13 protein-coding genes are annotated in these 13,164 nt (G+C 57.2%); 3 read left to right on the top strand and 10 right to left on the bottom strand.

Annotated features, from left to right (window positions below; genetic code table 11):
- Positions 1-62 precede the first annotated feature (62 nt).
- Positions 63-2,753 (top strand): aconitate hydratase AcnA, encoded by a 2,691-nt coding sequence (gene acnA, locus AC2FH9_RS08570; RefSeq protein WP_496871242.1) that lies wholly within the window; start codon positions 63-65, stop codon positions 2,751-2,753.
- Between the two features lie 199 nt (positions 2,754-2,952).
- Here acnA and AC2FH9_RS08565 read toward each other — a convergent pair whose 3' ends face one another.
- The 10 genes from AC2FH9_RS08565 to yajC form a co-directional block, all read right to left on the bottom strand.
- Positions 2,953-3,492 carry a DsbE family thiol:disulfide interchange protein gene (locus AC2FH9_RS08565; RefSeq protein WP_142633094.1) on the bottom strand — a complete coding sequence of 180 codons (540 nt, stop codon included), beginning with the start codon at positions 3,490-3,492 and terminating at the stop codon, positions 2,953-2,955.
- On the bottom strand, positions 3,485-3,643 hold the full coding sequence (gene ccmD, locus AC2FH9_RS08560; RefSeq protein WP_185956600.1) for a heme exporter protein CcmD: 159 nt from the start codon (positions 3,641-3,643) through the stop codon (positions 3,485-3,487). Before ccmD ends, AC2FH9_RS08565 begins: the two co-directional genes overlap by 8 nt.
- Entirely contained in the window at positions 3,640-4,413 is a 774-nt protein-coding gene (locus tag AC2FH9_RS08555; RefSeq protein ID WP_142633092.1) for a heme ABC transporter permease, read from the bottom strand. The genes ccmD and AC2FH9_RS08555 overlap by 4 nt, the downstream gene beginning before the upstream one ends.
- A 61-nt stretch (positions 4,414-4,474) precedes the next feature.
- Entirely contained in the window at positions 4,475-5,131 is a 657-nt protein-coding gene (ccmB, locus tag AC2FH9_RS08550) for a heme exporter protein CcmB (RefSeq protein WP_496692360.1), read from the bottom strand.
- Complete coding sequence (ccmA, locus tag AC2FH9_RS08545; protein ID WP_496692361.1) at positions 5,128-5,742, bottom strand: heme ABC exporter ATP-binding protein CcmA; 615 nt, start codon at positions 5,740-5,742, stop codon at positions 5,128-5,130. Before ccmA ends, ccmB begins: the two co-directional genes overlap by 4 nt.
- Before the next feature lie 113 nt (positions 5,743-5,855).
- Positions 5,856-6,209, bottom strand: a complete 354-nt coding sequence (locus AC2FH9_RS08540) for an Mth938-like domain-containing protein (protein WP_142635082.1) — start codon at positions 6,207-6,209, stop codon at positions 5,856-5,858.
- Positions 6,210-6,218: 9 nt separating this feature from the next.
- Complete coding sequence (locus tag AC2FH9_RS08535; protein WP_496676192.1) at positions 6,219-6,965, bottom strand: sulfite exporter TauE/SafE family protein; 747 nt, start codon at positions 6,963-6,965, stop codon at positions 6,219-6,221.
- Positions 6,958-7,932 carry a protein translocase subunit SecF gene (secF, locus tag AC2FH9_RS08530; protein ID WP_282021836.1) on the bottom strand — a complete coding sequence of 325 codons (975 nt, stop codon included), beginning with the start codon at positions 7,930-7,932 and terminating at the stop codon, positions 6,958-6,960. Before secF ends, AC2FH9_RS08535 begins: the two co-directional genes overlap by 8 nt.
- A 1-nt stretch (position 7,933) precedes the next feature.
- Entirely contained in the window at positions 7,934-9,595 is a 1,662-nt protein-coding gene (secD, locus tag AC2FH9_RS08525; protein WP_496871241.1) for a protein translocase subunit SecD, read from the bottom strand.
- Positions 9,596-9,628: 33 nt separating this feature from the next.
- The gene (gene yajC / locus AC2FH9_RS08520; protein WP_142633080.1) at positions 9,629-9,916 is read right to left on the bottom strand and encodes a preprotein translocase subunit YajC; all 288 of its coding nucleotides are present in this window, start codon (positions 9,914-9,916) and stop codon (positions 9,629-9,631) included.
- A gap of 202 nt (positions 9,917-10,118) precedes the next feature.
- Here yajC and AC2FH9_RS08515 point away from each other — a divergent pair, with 202 nt between their 5' ends.
- Entirely contained in the window at positions 10,119-11,780 is a 1,662-nt protein-coding gene (locus tag AC2FH9_RS08515; RefSeq protein WP_496871240.1) for a mechanosensitive ion channel family protein, read from the top strand.
- Between the two features lie 71 nt (positions 11,781-11,851).
- The gene (gene serS, locus AC2FH9_RS08510) at positions 11,852-13,144 is read left to right on the top strand and encodes a serine--tRNA ligase (RefSeq protein WP_496695872.1); all 1,293 of its coding nucleotides are present in this window, start codon (positions 11,852-11,854) and stop codon (positions 13,142-13,144) included.
- The last annotated feature ends 20 nt before the right edge of the window (positions 13,145-13,164 follow it).

The raw sequence follows: 13,164 nt of genomic DNA, 5'->3' as shown, positions 1-13,164 counted from the left end.
GGGTGATGCAGATAGCCCTCAGCGAATCCCATATTCCACGTCATTTGAGAGGGAGGCCACAGATGCCCATCAAAGTCGGACAGGATACCGCCAAGACACGCCGCAGCCTGAGCGTGAATGGCAAGTCCATCTCGTATTACTCGATCCCCGCCGCGCAAGAGGCCGGCCTGGGTGATTTCTCGAAACTGCCCGCCGCCCTGAAGGTGGTATTGGAAAACATGTTGCGGTTCGAAGATGACGGGTTCTCCGTCTCGGTCGACGACATCAAGGCCTTCGCCGAATGGGGTGCCAAAGGTGGCAAGAACCCGCGTGAGATCGCCTATCGCCCTGCCCGCGTGCTGATGCAGGATTTCACCGGCGTTCCGGCGGTGGTCGATCTGGCCGCTATGCGCGACGGGATCAAGGCTCTGGGCGGCGACGCTCAGAAGATCAACCCGCTGAACCCGGTTGATCTGGTCATCGACCACTCGGTCATGATTGACGAGTTTGGCAACCCGCGCGCGTTCCAGATGAATGTTGACCGCGAATACGAACGCAACATGGAGCGGTATCAGTTCCTGAAATGGGGTCAGGGTGCCTTCAACAACTTCCGCGTTGTGCCCCCCGGAACCGGCATCTGTCACCAGGTGAACCTGGAATATCTGGCGCAGACCGTTTGGACCGACACGGATCAGGATGGCAACGAGGTTGCCTATCCCGACACGCTGGTCGGCACTGACAGCCACACCACCATGGTCAACGGCATGGCCGTTCTGGGCTGGGGCGTTGGTGGGATCGAGGCCGAAGCCGCTATGCTGGGTCAGCCGATCTCGATGCTGATCCCCGAGGTTGTCGGCTTTGAGCTGACCGGAGATCTGGTTGAAGGCACCACCGGCACCGATCTGGTTCTGAAGGTCGTCGAAATGCTGCGCGCAAAGGGTGTTGTAGGCAAATTCGTCGAATTTTTCGGCGAAGGTCTGGACCGTCTGCCGCTGGCCGACCGGGCAACCATCGCCAACATGGCCCCGGAATATGGCGCGACATGTGGTTTCTTCCCGATTGACGGTGAAACGCTGCGCTATCTGCGTAACACCGGCCGTGACGAAGATCGCATCGCGCTGGTCGAAGCCTATGCCAAGGAAAACGGCTTCTGGCGCGACGCAGATTACGCGCCGATCTACACCGACACCCTGTCGCTCGACATGCGCACCATCGTTCCCGCGATCTCGGGCCCTAAGCGCCCCCAGGATTATGTTGCTCTGACCGGTGCCAAGGCGGCGTTCACCAGGGAAATGGCCGAGACGTTCAAGCGACCCATGGGCAAGGAAGTCGCCGTCAAAGGCGAAGACTACACCCTAGAATCCGGTAAAGTTGTGATCGCCTCGATCACCTCCTGCACCAACACCTCGAACCCGTATGTCATGATCGGCGCTGGTCTTGTGGCCCGCAAGGCCGCAGCCTTGGGTCTGAACCGTCAGCCTTGGGTCAAAACTTCACTGGCACCGGGATCGCAGGTTGTATCTGCTTATCTTGAGGCCGCTGGCCTGCAGGAAGATCTGGACAAGATCGGCTTCAACCTTGTCGGCTACGGCTGCACCACCTGTATCGGCAACTCGGGTCCAATCCAGAAAGAGCTCTCTGAGGCGATTGCCGAGGGCGATTTGGTAGCCACGTCGGTCTTGTCGGGGAACCGCAACTTCGAAGGCCGTATCAGCCCGGACGTCCGCGCCAACTATCTGGCCTCACCGCCGCTGGTCGTGGTCTATGCGCTGGCCGGTACGATGGATATCGACCTGACGTCCGAGCCGATTGGCCAGGACAAGGACGGCAACGATGTCTTCATGAAAGACATCTGGCCAACCCAGCAAGAAGTGGCGGAATTGGTCGAACAGACGGTCACCCGTGAGGCGTTCCTGTCGAAATATGCAGACGTCTTCAAAGGCGACGAGAAATGGCAAGCGGTCGATACCACCGATGCCGAAACCTATGACTGGCCACCGACCTCGACCTATATCCAGAACCCGCCCTACTTCCAGGGCATAGGGACCGAGCCGGGCACAATTTCGAACATCGAAGACGCTAAGGTTCTGGCCATTCTGGGCGATATGGTCACCACTGACCATATCTCGCCTGCAGGCTCGTTTGCCACGACAACACCGGCTGGCAAGTATCTGACCGACCGTCAGGTGCAACCGCGCGAGTTCAACTCTTACGGGTCGCGCCGTGGCAACCACGAGGTCATGATGCGCGGCACCTTTGCCAATATCCGCATCAAGAACGAGATGCTGGACAGCGTCGAAGGTGGTTACACCAAAGGCCCCGATGGCGAGCAGACTTCAATCTATGACGCGTCGATGGCCTATCAGGAACAGGGCACGCCGCTGGTTGTATTCGGTGGCGAGCAATACGGCGCCGGATCGTCGCGCGACTGGGCGGCCAAAGGCACGGCTCTGCTGGGTGTCAAAGCGGTGATCGCCGAAAGCTTTGAGCGTATCCACCGCTCGAACCTGGTTGGCATGGGCGTTGTACCGTTCGAATTCACCGGTGGCGACTCGCGCAAGACGCTGGGCTTGAAGGGTGATGAAACCGTCTCGATCCACGGTCTGGATACGATCCAGCCGCTGCAAGAGGTGCCCTGCACCATCACCTACGGTGATGGTTCTGAGAAAACCATAACCCTTAAGTGCCGCATCGATACCGCGCCCGAAATCGAATATATCGAAAACGGTGGCGTGCTGCATTACGTGCTGCGGAACCTGGCCAAGGCCGACTAAGATCTCTGAGCAATCTACAAAGGGCGCCCGGTCGGGCGCCCTTTGTACGTTCCATTTGCGCCAGGATGCTGTGCCTGGCTTTTTCACCGACCTCCCACTTGGTTCTGCCCAACCAGAGGGGCTACGGTGACAGCACCAAGATGGATGATTGTGACCAGATCATTCAGAAGACTGGTGTTTCTTCCCTCACCCTGCCGCGTTAATCGGCCTTAGCCTTTTCCAAAGCGGGCCGAATAGTTCCTTCGATGACGCGCTGGGTAATCGGCCCAGCAAAGCGCAGGATAATGGTTCCGTCGCCGTCGACTACATAGGTTTCCGGTACGCCGTAAACGCCCCAGTCCAGCGCCATGCGTCCCTGTTCATCCCGGCCGATACCCGTATAGGGATCACCAAGTTCGTTCAGGAATGCCTCGGCATTTTCCAGCTTGTCCTTATAATTGATACCGTAGACAGGAATGCCTTCATCCGACAGGGCCTGCAGGTTCGGGTGCTCTACCCGGCAGGGCGCGCACCAACTGGCCCAGTAATTCACAAGCTTGATCTGTCCATCGCGCAGCGTTGCGTCGTCAAATTGTGGCTTGCCTGCAAAATCTGTTAATACAACCGGTGGCGCGGTTTGGCCCTCACGGGCCGAGGGCAAAGCGTTTGGATCATCACGGAACATGCCAATACCGGCAAGTACAGCAAAGGCACCAAATATCAACGGAGGCGCAATCATCAGGGGCGAGATCTTAGCCATTGCGCTTTATCCTCTGTTCAACTTTTTCCAGTTCAGCCTGGCTCTTGCGGCCCCGCATCACGCTGACCAGAACCAGTGCCAGCAAAAGCCCGATGGAAACCACATAGGACCAGAGCACCGTATCGGCATATTTTCCAAGATCAGGGATCATCCGTTTGCCCTTTCCCGCGCCAGCAGAGTCTTGGTCCGACGCGTGCGAATTTCAGTACCCGTGCGGTAAAGTACCAAGGCGATGAACAACAACACGAACCCGACAATGCAGAGCAGCAGAGGATAGAAATAGATATTGCTGACCTTCTCTTCAGTATCCGCTCCAGTCACAGCACCAGCCCGCAGGACAGAAGCGCCCTGATGCAGCCCCTGATTCCAGAAATTCACCGCATAACGGCTGAGGATAGCAAAGACCGACCCCACCAGACACAGGATCGAGGTCAGATCGGCAGCCGTATCAGGGTCTTCGATCGCCTCCCACAAGGCGACATAGCCCAAATAGAAGAGGAACAGGATCAGGAATGAGGTCAGACGTGGATCCCAGGCCCACCAGGTGCCCCACATGGGCTGCCCCCAAATCGCCCCGGTTGCCAACGCAATCAATGTCATCACGATGCCCACAGGTGCGGCCGCGCGCGCAGCCAGCGCACTGACATGATGACGGCGAACCAGCCAAACCAGAGAGGTCGCCAGCATCATAAGCCAGCAGTTAATCGCCATCAGCGCGGCGGGCACATGCAGGTAAATGATCTTGACGGTCGATCCCTGCTTGTAATCATCGGGTGTGAAGAAAAATCCCCACACCAGACCAATGACGATGCAAACCAAAGCCGCGCCCCAGAAGAACGGCATCACCCGTTCACTGGTGGCAAGAAACTTGCGCGGATTGGCATATTCCCAGAGGGTATTGGCTTTGGCTGCGATAGACATGGGCCTTATCTAGTCCGAGTCGGGTTCATTCTCAATTGACATCCGTCAAAGTTACACTGTGTCACCGTAGGTTAATGCGCAACACGGCGGCGCTGGCAAAAGGTAACAGGGCAATCGTCGCCGCAGTGATCCCAGCCAGCATCAACAAGGGTGTCTGCGTTTCCATTCCGGTTGCGCCGCGGCGCGCGACCTCGGCCCCGAAGATCAATGTCGGTACATAAAGAGGCAGCACAAGAAGCGACAGCAGCAATCCGCCGCGTTTCAAGCCGACCGTAAGAGCGGCACCAAAGGTTCCGATGACACTCATCGCGGGCGTGCCAATCAAAAGTGAGACGACAAGCCAGAAAAAGCCGGGCAAAGGCAAATTAAGCAGAACGCCCAGGAAGGGCGCGGCCAGAACCAGTGGCAAGCCCGTAGTCAGCCAATGCGCCAAAGACTTGATCGTTACGACCGCTTCTAACGGCAGGGGCGCCGTCGCCAATAGGTCGAGCGAGCCGTCCTCCCAATCCAGCGCAAGCAGCCGGTCAAGTGACAGAAGGCAGGCCAAAAGCGCCCCCAGCCATAGCACGCCAGGTGCAATCTTGGACAACAACGCGGATTGCGGGCCAACTGAAAAAGGCACCAGCACGGTGACGATAAGAAAAAATGCCAGGCCAAGGCCAAACCCACCGCCCGCACGGAAGGCCAGTTTCAAATCACGTAAAAGTAGGGCGATCACAGGAAACCTCCGTCGAGATCATCGACAGGTTTCGGTTTAGCCTTGTTGGGCCCCACATCCAGGACCTCTCCGTCCAGACCAAGGTCGATATGGGTGGCAATCAGGGCAGACCCACCCTGCCCCAGATGCGCGCGCACCGCGTCAGCAAACATCTGCACTGCATTCTTATCCAGCGACACAGTGGGCTCATCCAACATCCAGATCGGTCGTTCGGTGACCAACATCCGCGCCAACCCCAATCGACGTTTCTGGCCTGCCGACAGATTGCCTGCATGGCGATCCGACAGCTCAGTCAAAGCAAACGCATCCAGGGCCGGTTGAATGCTGTGACTGCCGAAGACCTGCGCCCAGAACGACAGGTTTTCCACCACGGTCAGAGTCGGCTTGAGTCCGTCGGAATGTGAGGCATAGGCGATCCGGTCCTCAGCCCCGTCGATCTGCCCCTCAAGCGGAGGCTGCAGGCCCGCCAGCGTTCGCAGCAGCGTTGTTTTACCGATCCCGTTCGGCCCGCGCAGGATAAGCGCCTTTCCGGGCTCCAGCGAAAAGCTGAGATTTTCCAGCACAGGAACGCCCCCTCGGGCGATCGACAGGTCGGTCACGGTCAATGTCATGAATCCCGCTTATCCTATTGCCGTCAGAGGCAAAAGGCGGGATTTGCCGCAGCATACCGACAGCAACGTATTTGGGTGGCATCTAAGCGCAAGGCCAGAGGAAAAGAATCCGATCAGACCGGTAGCAGCGCCAGCGCAATACGGCGCCCTTCGGATAACAGGATATTGTATGTGCGGCACGCGGACGGAGAGTTCATGATCTCAACCCCGATCCCCGAATCTTCCAAGGCGGCGCGCAGATCAGAAGGAATATGGGCCAGCTCAGCGCCGGTTCCGATAAACAGCACATCGACCTGACCCGCCAATTTCAACAGACCATCCCTGTCGTCGTACCCGCCCCATTTCGCTGATCCTGCAGGGCCGGTCAGCACCGACCCGTCATAGACCTGACCACCGATGCGGAAAAACCCAGGACCATATCCGTCAACAGGGGCCGCATTGTCATAAGAGATTTCATTCATACGCATAGGAGGCATCTAGCCCCAAAGCGGTAAGCCCGACAAGGCTGCAAGCGCTATCGCCAAATACGCTGCGGCACGATACAGCTTTTCCCGCTCGGGCCGGAACATCCAACCACCCAGCCAATTACCAGCCAGATTGGGGACTGCCAGAGCCAGACCCAATATAACAGCAGGCAACGTGATACGGTCCATGCCAGTCAGGTACCCGAGCAGAAGAAAATCAAAGGCGAAAAGGTATAACAGAATCGTCGCACGGATCACGGCCACGGGCAGAGGTCGAGACATATAGAACAAGATAACGGCCGGTCCGGGCAGGCCCGCGACACCGCCCAAAAACCCACCAGCGCCTCCTATTCCCAAAACCATTTTGCGGCTGACATGACCGTGATAGCGCAGACCGAACACCAGAATAGCCAGCATAAGAAACGCCAACAGGCTAACGGTATAGCGAAATACATGTGGATCGACCGTGGTCAGCAACCACAGCCCCAATGGCAGAGCGAGTGCGCACCCTCCCACCAGACGGACCAGATCACCCCTGTCGACCTCGCGCCAGGCCCGGCGAAGGTTGGGCAGCGGGCCCAGAATATCCATGATTGTCAGGCAGGTCAGCGCCTTGAAAGGATCAAGGAATGGGGTTGCGATAGGCAGGAAAATCAGGGCGGTCCCAAATCCGGAAAAGCCGCGCACAACACCGCCAAGAAAGGCAGCAAATACTATGATGGCCAGCCCTGTGGGGGACTGGCCAAAATACTCAGGCATCGATGTTGGCAAACTGGTTGCCAGAAGTGTTTGATGGCTTGGACCAGTCGCGCTTGACGCCCAGCCACAACAGGATGGTTGAGGCCACAAAGACGGACGAATAGGTACCTACGATCACACCCCAAATCATAGCAAAGACAAACCCGCGGATCACATCCCCACCCAGAACATAGAGCGAAATCAACGCCAGCAAGGTGGTGACAGAGGTCATGACTGTCCGGCTGAGCGTTTCGTTGATCGAAAGGTTCAAAACCTCCTTTAGGTCCTTTTTCTTGTATTTCCGCAAGTTCTCGCGCACCCGGTCGAACACGACCACCGTATCATTCAACGAATAGCCCACGATGGTCAGCAGCGCAGCGATGATCGCCAGATCAAAGCGGATCTGCAGTTCGGAAAAGATGCCGATAGTCAGGATGACGTCATGCACCAGCGCAGCGACAGCCCCCAGCGCAAACTGCCATTCAAACCGCAGCCAGATGTAGACAAGCACCGCCCCAATGGCGAGCACCACCGCGATTACGGCGGTCTGGATAAGCTCTCCCGAGACTTTGGGTCCTACAGATTCGACGCTTTCGAAGGGCAGTTTCAACCCGGGGTCCGCTGCGGCAAGAGCTTCGCCAATTTGTTCAATCGTGGCCGCATTGACAGCCTCAGCATCATCCTGCGCCTGAATGCGGATCATCGCGACATGTTGATCTGGCCCGAAGCTCGGATCGAAAATCTCGGTGATCGTCACGTCGCCAAGTCCAAGCGGCGCAATAGCGTCACGATATGTGCCGACATCGATTTCCTGCGCGCTTTGGGTCCGAATGGTGGTCCCTCCACGGAAATCAATGCCGAAATTCAGGCCCTGCAGCATGAATGACGTAAACGCGACAATCATCATCAAGGCCGAGATACCCAGCCAGATCTTCCAGCGACTGAAGAAATCGAACGAGGTATTCTGGGGTACGAGTTTCAGTCTCATGTCAAACCTCGATCGTTTTCGGACGGCGGCGTTCGAACCAAATCACGATCATCAGGCGCGTCACGAAGATCGCGGTGAAGACCGAGGTCAGAATACCCAGACCCAAAGTGATTGCGAACCCGCGCACTGGCCCGCTGCCCATAGCAAACAGGATTACAGCGGTAATGAAGGTGGTCACGTTGGCGTCCAGAATGGCCGACAGCGCTTTTTCATAACCCAGCTCAATCGCGCGGGCAGGACCTTTGGCAGATTTCAGTTCCTCTCGGATACGCTCGAAGATCAGTACGTTGGCATCCACCGCCATACCTACCGTCAGAACGATCCCCGCGATCCCAGGCAGGGTCAACGTCGCCCCAATCAGGGAAAGCAGACCGAACAACAGGCCAACGTTGATGATCAGCGCAATATTGGCGAAGATACCAAACAGGCCATAGCTGAGCGCCATGAATGTCAGCACCGCGACAAAGGCCACGACGGTTGCCACCTTACCCGCGTCGATACTGTCCTGGCCCAGCTCGGGACCGATGGTTCTTTCTTCCAGAAACTCCAGCCCGGCGGGCAGTGCCCCTGCGCGCAACAGGACAGCCAGATTTGTACTTTCCTCAACGGTGAAATTACCGGTGATGATACCAGACCCACCGGGGATATGACTTTGGATCACCGGGGCTGAGATCACTTCGTCATCCAGAACGATGGCAAAGGGTGCCCCGATGTTTTCCAGCGTGTAATCACCAAATTTGCGCGCGCCTGAGGTGTTAAAGCGGAAACTCACCGCCGGGCGGCCATTCTGGTCAAACGCGGGCTGCGCATCGACCAGTTCCTCGCCCGTTACAACAGGCGCGGCATCCAACGTGTAATAGACGCCATTTTCGTCAATCGACGGCACCACCTCTTCGCCAACGCCCGCTATCGCATCGGGGTCGGTTCCGCGCCCAACGACGGGGTTAAAGGTCAGTTGCGCGGTCGTGCCGATGATCTCTTTCAACTCTCCTGCGCTGCCGATACCTGGCACCTGGATCAGGATACGGTCGGTGCCTTGCCTTTGGATGGTCGGCTCGCGGGTGCCCACCTCGTCAATCCGGCGGCGAATGATTTCCAGCGATTGACGCACGGTGCGGTCGTCTGAGGCCAGTTTCTCGGCCTCAGAAAGTTGCACAATGATCGTATCACCTTCGGCGCGAGCCTCGATATCCGTGGCCCCTACACCGCTGAGGGTCTGCACCTGACGGGCCAGACCGCGGACAACCTCCAGCGCGCGGGACATGCCCTCGGGCTGACTGATGCGAAGGCGAATCTCAGCAGGCGCCGAGTCCTGGCGACGGATGGTGCCCACGGTGGCACGTTCGTCCCGCAGCGCATCCCGAATTTCGGGCCACATGGCGTCCATGCGGGATTCGTAGACGTCACCCACCCGAACTTCGGCCAAAAGATGCGCGCCACCACGCAGATCCAGCCCTAGATTGACCAGCGACGACGGCAGCCAGTTCGGCCATTGCGCCGCCTCGGCCTGCATTTCAGGAGTGTCGAAGCCAAGCTCAATCGCCGCCTTGGCGTCATTGGATTGTTCAACGCGCGTATAAAACGCATTCGGCAGGGCCATCAGCAAGCCAGTCACGCAGACCAGCCAGATCAGAACCCGCTTCCAGGTATCAATTTGCAGCATTACCCTGCCTTTTCAAGGGATTATATCGCGAAGTTACTTCGCCGGCTCAGTCTTGTTCAGAACCTGCGAAATGGTCGATTTAACCACGCGGACTTTGACTCCCTCGGCGATTTCGACTTCGATCTCGTTATCGCCTTCTTTGACCTTGGCCACTTTACCAATCAGCCCACCCTGGGTAACGACCTGATCGCCCCGGCGCACGGCCTCGACCATGGCTTGATGTTCCTTCATTTTCTTCTGCTGTGGACGGATCAGCAGGAAATACATGATCGCAAAAATCAGGATCAGCGGGAGAAACTGGGCGATTGCGCCACCTTCCATGGGATATTCCTTTTGGTTTGGTACTGCGAAAATGCTCCGCAAATTTTGCGAGAACCTATTCTCTGAACCACCTGTTTGCAAGGAATGGCAGCACAGGTTTTTACAATGATTGGCTCATAATGATCAAAGAAATACGCCGGGGTCGCAGATCGGTCCTTTGATCCGGGCTCGGCTGGGATATAGTTGGCCGGCAGGAGGACCGATGATTCAATTAATCCAAACGCTTGGCACGCTTTCGCGCATCTGGTTCACGCTTGTCTGGATTATGTTCAGCACAGCGATGGCGCTAGCACAGGATGCGCCAATCGAAACGCCTGAAACCTCTGAACAATCAGAGAATTTCAAAGCACCGGTCATCATCGACGGCGAAAGCCTGTTTTTCCTGCGCGGATCCAGCGCCCTGCCCGCGCCCGAACGGGCCGAGACCGTTCAGAACAACATTATCCAAGTGGCCCTATCCTCGGAAAATCCTGAGGTTACCGTTACTTATGAGGATACGGAACTGGGCACGCGTATTCTAGTTGATGGCGTGCCGGTATCGACGGTCACCGTCGCCGATGCCGAAATGGACCAGATGGAGCTGGACGTCATCACCTATCTCCATGGCTCGGCCATCCATGATGCGATTGTCGCCTACCGCGCAAACCGAACCGAACAGGCGCGTGTATCCGGCGCGCTTGAGGCTTTGGGCTGGACGTTGGGGTTTGCCGTATTCATCGCCTTTATTCTGTGGCTGCACCGGCGCATCAGACGGCGTACCCTGAAATTCGTATCGCGCCATCTGAAGGACGTGGAAACGGCAACAGCCAAAAGCGTTCAAGCCGAAGCCATTGCAGCCCTCGTCAGTTACGGTCTGAACTTCATATTGCTGGTCGTCTTCTTTCTGGGCTTTTACTACTACCTGTCTTTTGTTCTGCTTTCCTTTGCCGAAACCCGTTATTTCGCTCAGCTGTTGCTGACCTATCTGACCGAACCGGTTCTGCTGATCTTCAAAGGAGTGGTCAGCTATATCCCCAACCTTATCATGCTGGCGCTGATCGCCTGGTTGGCGATGTATATCATCAAAGGGATGCGCGTGTTCTTTGACGCGGTCGAGGCCGGCACATTCGAGCTGGGCGATTTTGAAAGCCATTGGGTAAACCCGACATTCAACATTGCCCGCGTTTTGGTCATCCTGATCGCATTGGTGTTTGCAGTACCCTATATCCCAGGCTCGGATTCCGCAGCGTTTCAGGGGCTGACTATTCTGGTGGGTGCGATGCTATCGCTTGGTGCGAATTCGGTGGTCTCCAACATGCTGGCTGGGCTGTTTGTGATCTACCGCCGCTCAACCTCGATTGGCGATCGCATCCAGATTGGCGACCACATCGGTGACGTTGTTCGGATCAAACTGATGGAGACTCATCTGAAGTCGATCAAGAACGAGTTGATCTCGATCCCGAATGCACAGCTGATGAATTCGGATGTGATCAATTTCTCAAAGAAAACAGATGGTAGCGGGCTGTTGCTGCACACCACTGTCGGTATCGGCTATGAGGAGCCTTCGGAGAAGGTCGAGGCGATGCTGATCGAAGCCGCGCGCCGAACAAAGGCGATCAAGGCAAAGCCGGAACCTTTCGTTTTGTGGACCGCCCTGGCCGACTATGCGATCAACTATCAGATCAACGGCTATACCACGCGGGGCAGCATCATCCCGAAAATCCGGTCAGACCTGCATCGCAATATCGTGGCCGTGTTCAACGAGAACAATGTGCAGATCATGACCCCGTCCTACATGGCTGATCCTCCCGAGCCTAAAATCCCCACAGAAGCCTGGCATGGCCATCTGGCACATGAAGCACACGAGGGAACGGATAAGTCGTAACCGGTGCTACACCCCGCCTTTCATATGGTGCATAAGCGGGGTCAGTGATTCACGCATTAAGGACCTGAACCATGCACGACATCCGCGCCATACGCGAAAACCCAGCCGCCTTCGACGCCGCCCTTGCGCGCCGTGGGGACGCGCCGGTGTCGTCGGACCTGTTGCGCCTGGATGAAAGCCGCCGTGCCAAGATTCTGGCCGCCGAAACCGCTCAGGCTGAACAGAACAAGGCCTCTAAAGAGGTGGGCGCGGCCAAGGGGCGCGGCGATGAGGTCGAGTTCGAGCGCCTGCGCGCGCTGGTCGCCGAGAAAAAGGCCGAGATCGCCCAGATGCAGACCGAAGCCAAGGATCTGGACGCCCTTCTGACCGATCAACTGATCCGCATCGCCAACCTGCCCGCCGAAGATGTTCCCGAAGGTGCGGATGAAAACGACAATGTCGAAGTCAACCGCTGGGGCACTCCGCCCACGCTGGATTTTGCGCCCAAAGAGCATTTTGAGATCGAAGCCGTCCAGACCGGTATGGATTTTGAGACCGCCGCGAAACTGTCCGGCTCGCGTTTTGTGCTGCTGTCCGGTGGCGTAGCCCGCATTCACCGCGCATTGGCGCAGTTCATGCTGGACACACATATCAACGAAAACGAACTAACCGAGGTCAACGGCCCGGTTCTGGTTCTCTCCGAAATGATGCAGGGCACCGGGCAACTGCCGAAGTTTGGCGAAGACAGCTATCAGACCCGTGAAGGCTGGTGGCTGATCCCGACCTCCGAAGTGTCGCTGACCAATATCGTCAATGAAACGCTGATCGAAGAAAGCTATCTGCCTCGCCGCTATACCGCGCATTCCCTGTGCTTCCGGTCCGAGGCTGGCAGCGCTGGCAGAGACACCCGTGGGATGCTGCGCCAGCACCAGTTCGAAAAGGTCGAGATGGTCTCGGTCACCCATCCGGACAAATCGGATAAGGAACAAAAGCGCATGTTACGCTGCGCCGAAGGTATTCTGGAAAAATTGGGCATACCCTATCGCACCGTGATCCTGTGTACGGGCGACATGGGCTTTGGCGCGCGCCGTACCTATGACATCGAGGCGTGGTTGCCCGGACAGGATACCTATCGCGAGATCAGCTCGGTCTCGACTTGTGGTGATTTTCAGGCCCGCCGCATGAACGCGCGGTTCCGCCCCGAAGCGGGTGGCAAACCGGAATACGTCCATACACTGAACGGCTCCGGTCTGGCTGTCGGTCGTTGCCTGATCGCCGTGCTGGAAAATGGTCAGAACGCAGATGGTACCGTGACCTTGCCCAAGGTTCTGGCCCCCTATCTTGGCGGTAAACTGACCTTACAGCGGGACGGCACGCTGGTATAAGAAAACCGGCGCTAACCAAC

The sequence above is a fragment of the Ruegeria sp. CDSC081 genome (assembly GCF_059610485.1).
The sequence above is the reverse complement of the archived record's forward strand: the minus strand, read 5'-3'. Positions and strand labels throughout refer to the sequence as shown.

What these genes read in the sequence shown, in the direction of transcription:
- serS (WP_496695872.1), top strand. Translation starts at nt 11,852, where the DNA reads ATGCACGACATCCGCGCCATACGCGAAAACCCAGCCGCCTTCGACGCC.
- AC2FH9_RS08515 (WP_496871240.1), top strand. Translation starts at nt 10,119, where the DNA reads ATGATTCAATTAATCCAAACGCTTGGCACGCTTTCGCGCATCTGGTTC.
- AC2FH9_RS08565 (WP_142633094.1), bottom strand. Translation starts at nt 3,492, where the DNA reads ATGGCTAAGATCTCGCCCCTGATGATTGCGCCTCCGTTGATATTTGGT.
- yajC (WP_142633080.1), bottom strand. Translation starts at nt 9,916, where the DNA reads ATGGAAGGTGGCGCAATCGCCCAGTTTCTCCCGCTGATCCTGATTTTT.
- acnA (WP_496871242.1), top strand. Translation starts at nt 63, where the DNA reads ATGCCCATCAAAGTCGGACAGGATACCGCCAAGACACGCCGCAGCCTG.
- secD (WP_496871241.1), bottom strand. Translation starts at nt 9,595, where the DNA reads ATGCTGCAAATTGATACCTGGAAGCGGGTTCTGATCTGGCTGGTCTGC.
- ccmD (WP_185956600.1), bottom strand. Translation starts at nt 3,643, where the DNA reads ATGATCCCTGATCTTGGAAAATATGCCGATACGGTGCTCTGGTCCTAT.
- AC2FH9_RS08540 (WP_142635082.1), bottom strand. Translation starts at nt 6,209, where the DNA reads ATGCGTATGAATGAAATCTCTTATGACAATGCGGCCCCTGTTGACGGA.
- AC2FH9_RS08555 (WP_142633092.1), bottom strand. Translation starts at nt 4,413, where the DNA reads ATGTCTATCGCAGCCAAAGCCAATACCCTCTGGGAATATGCCAATCCG.
- ccmA (WP_496692361.1), bottom strand. Translation starts at nt 5,742, where the DNA reads ATGACATTGACCGTGACCGACCTGTCGATCGCCCGAGGGGGCGTTCCT.
- AC2FH9_RS08535 (WP_496676192.1), bottom strand. Translation starts at nt 6,965, where the DNA reads ATGCCTGAGTATTTTGGCCAGTCCCCCACAGGGCTGGCCATCATAGTA.
- secF (WP_282021836.1), bottom strand. Translation starts at nt 7,932, where the DNA reads ATGAGACTGAAACTCGTACCCCAGAATACCTCGTTCGATTTCTTCAGT.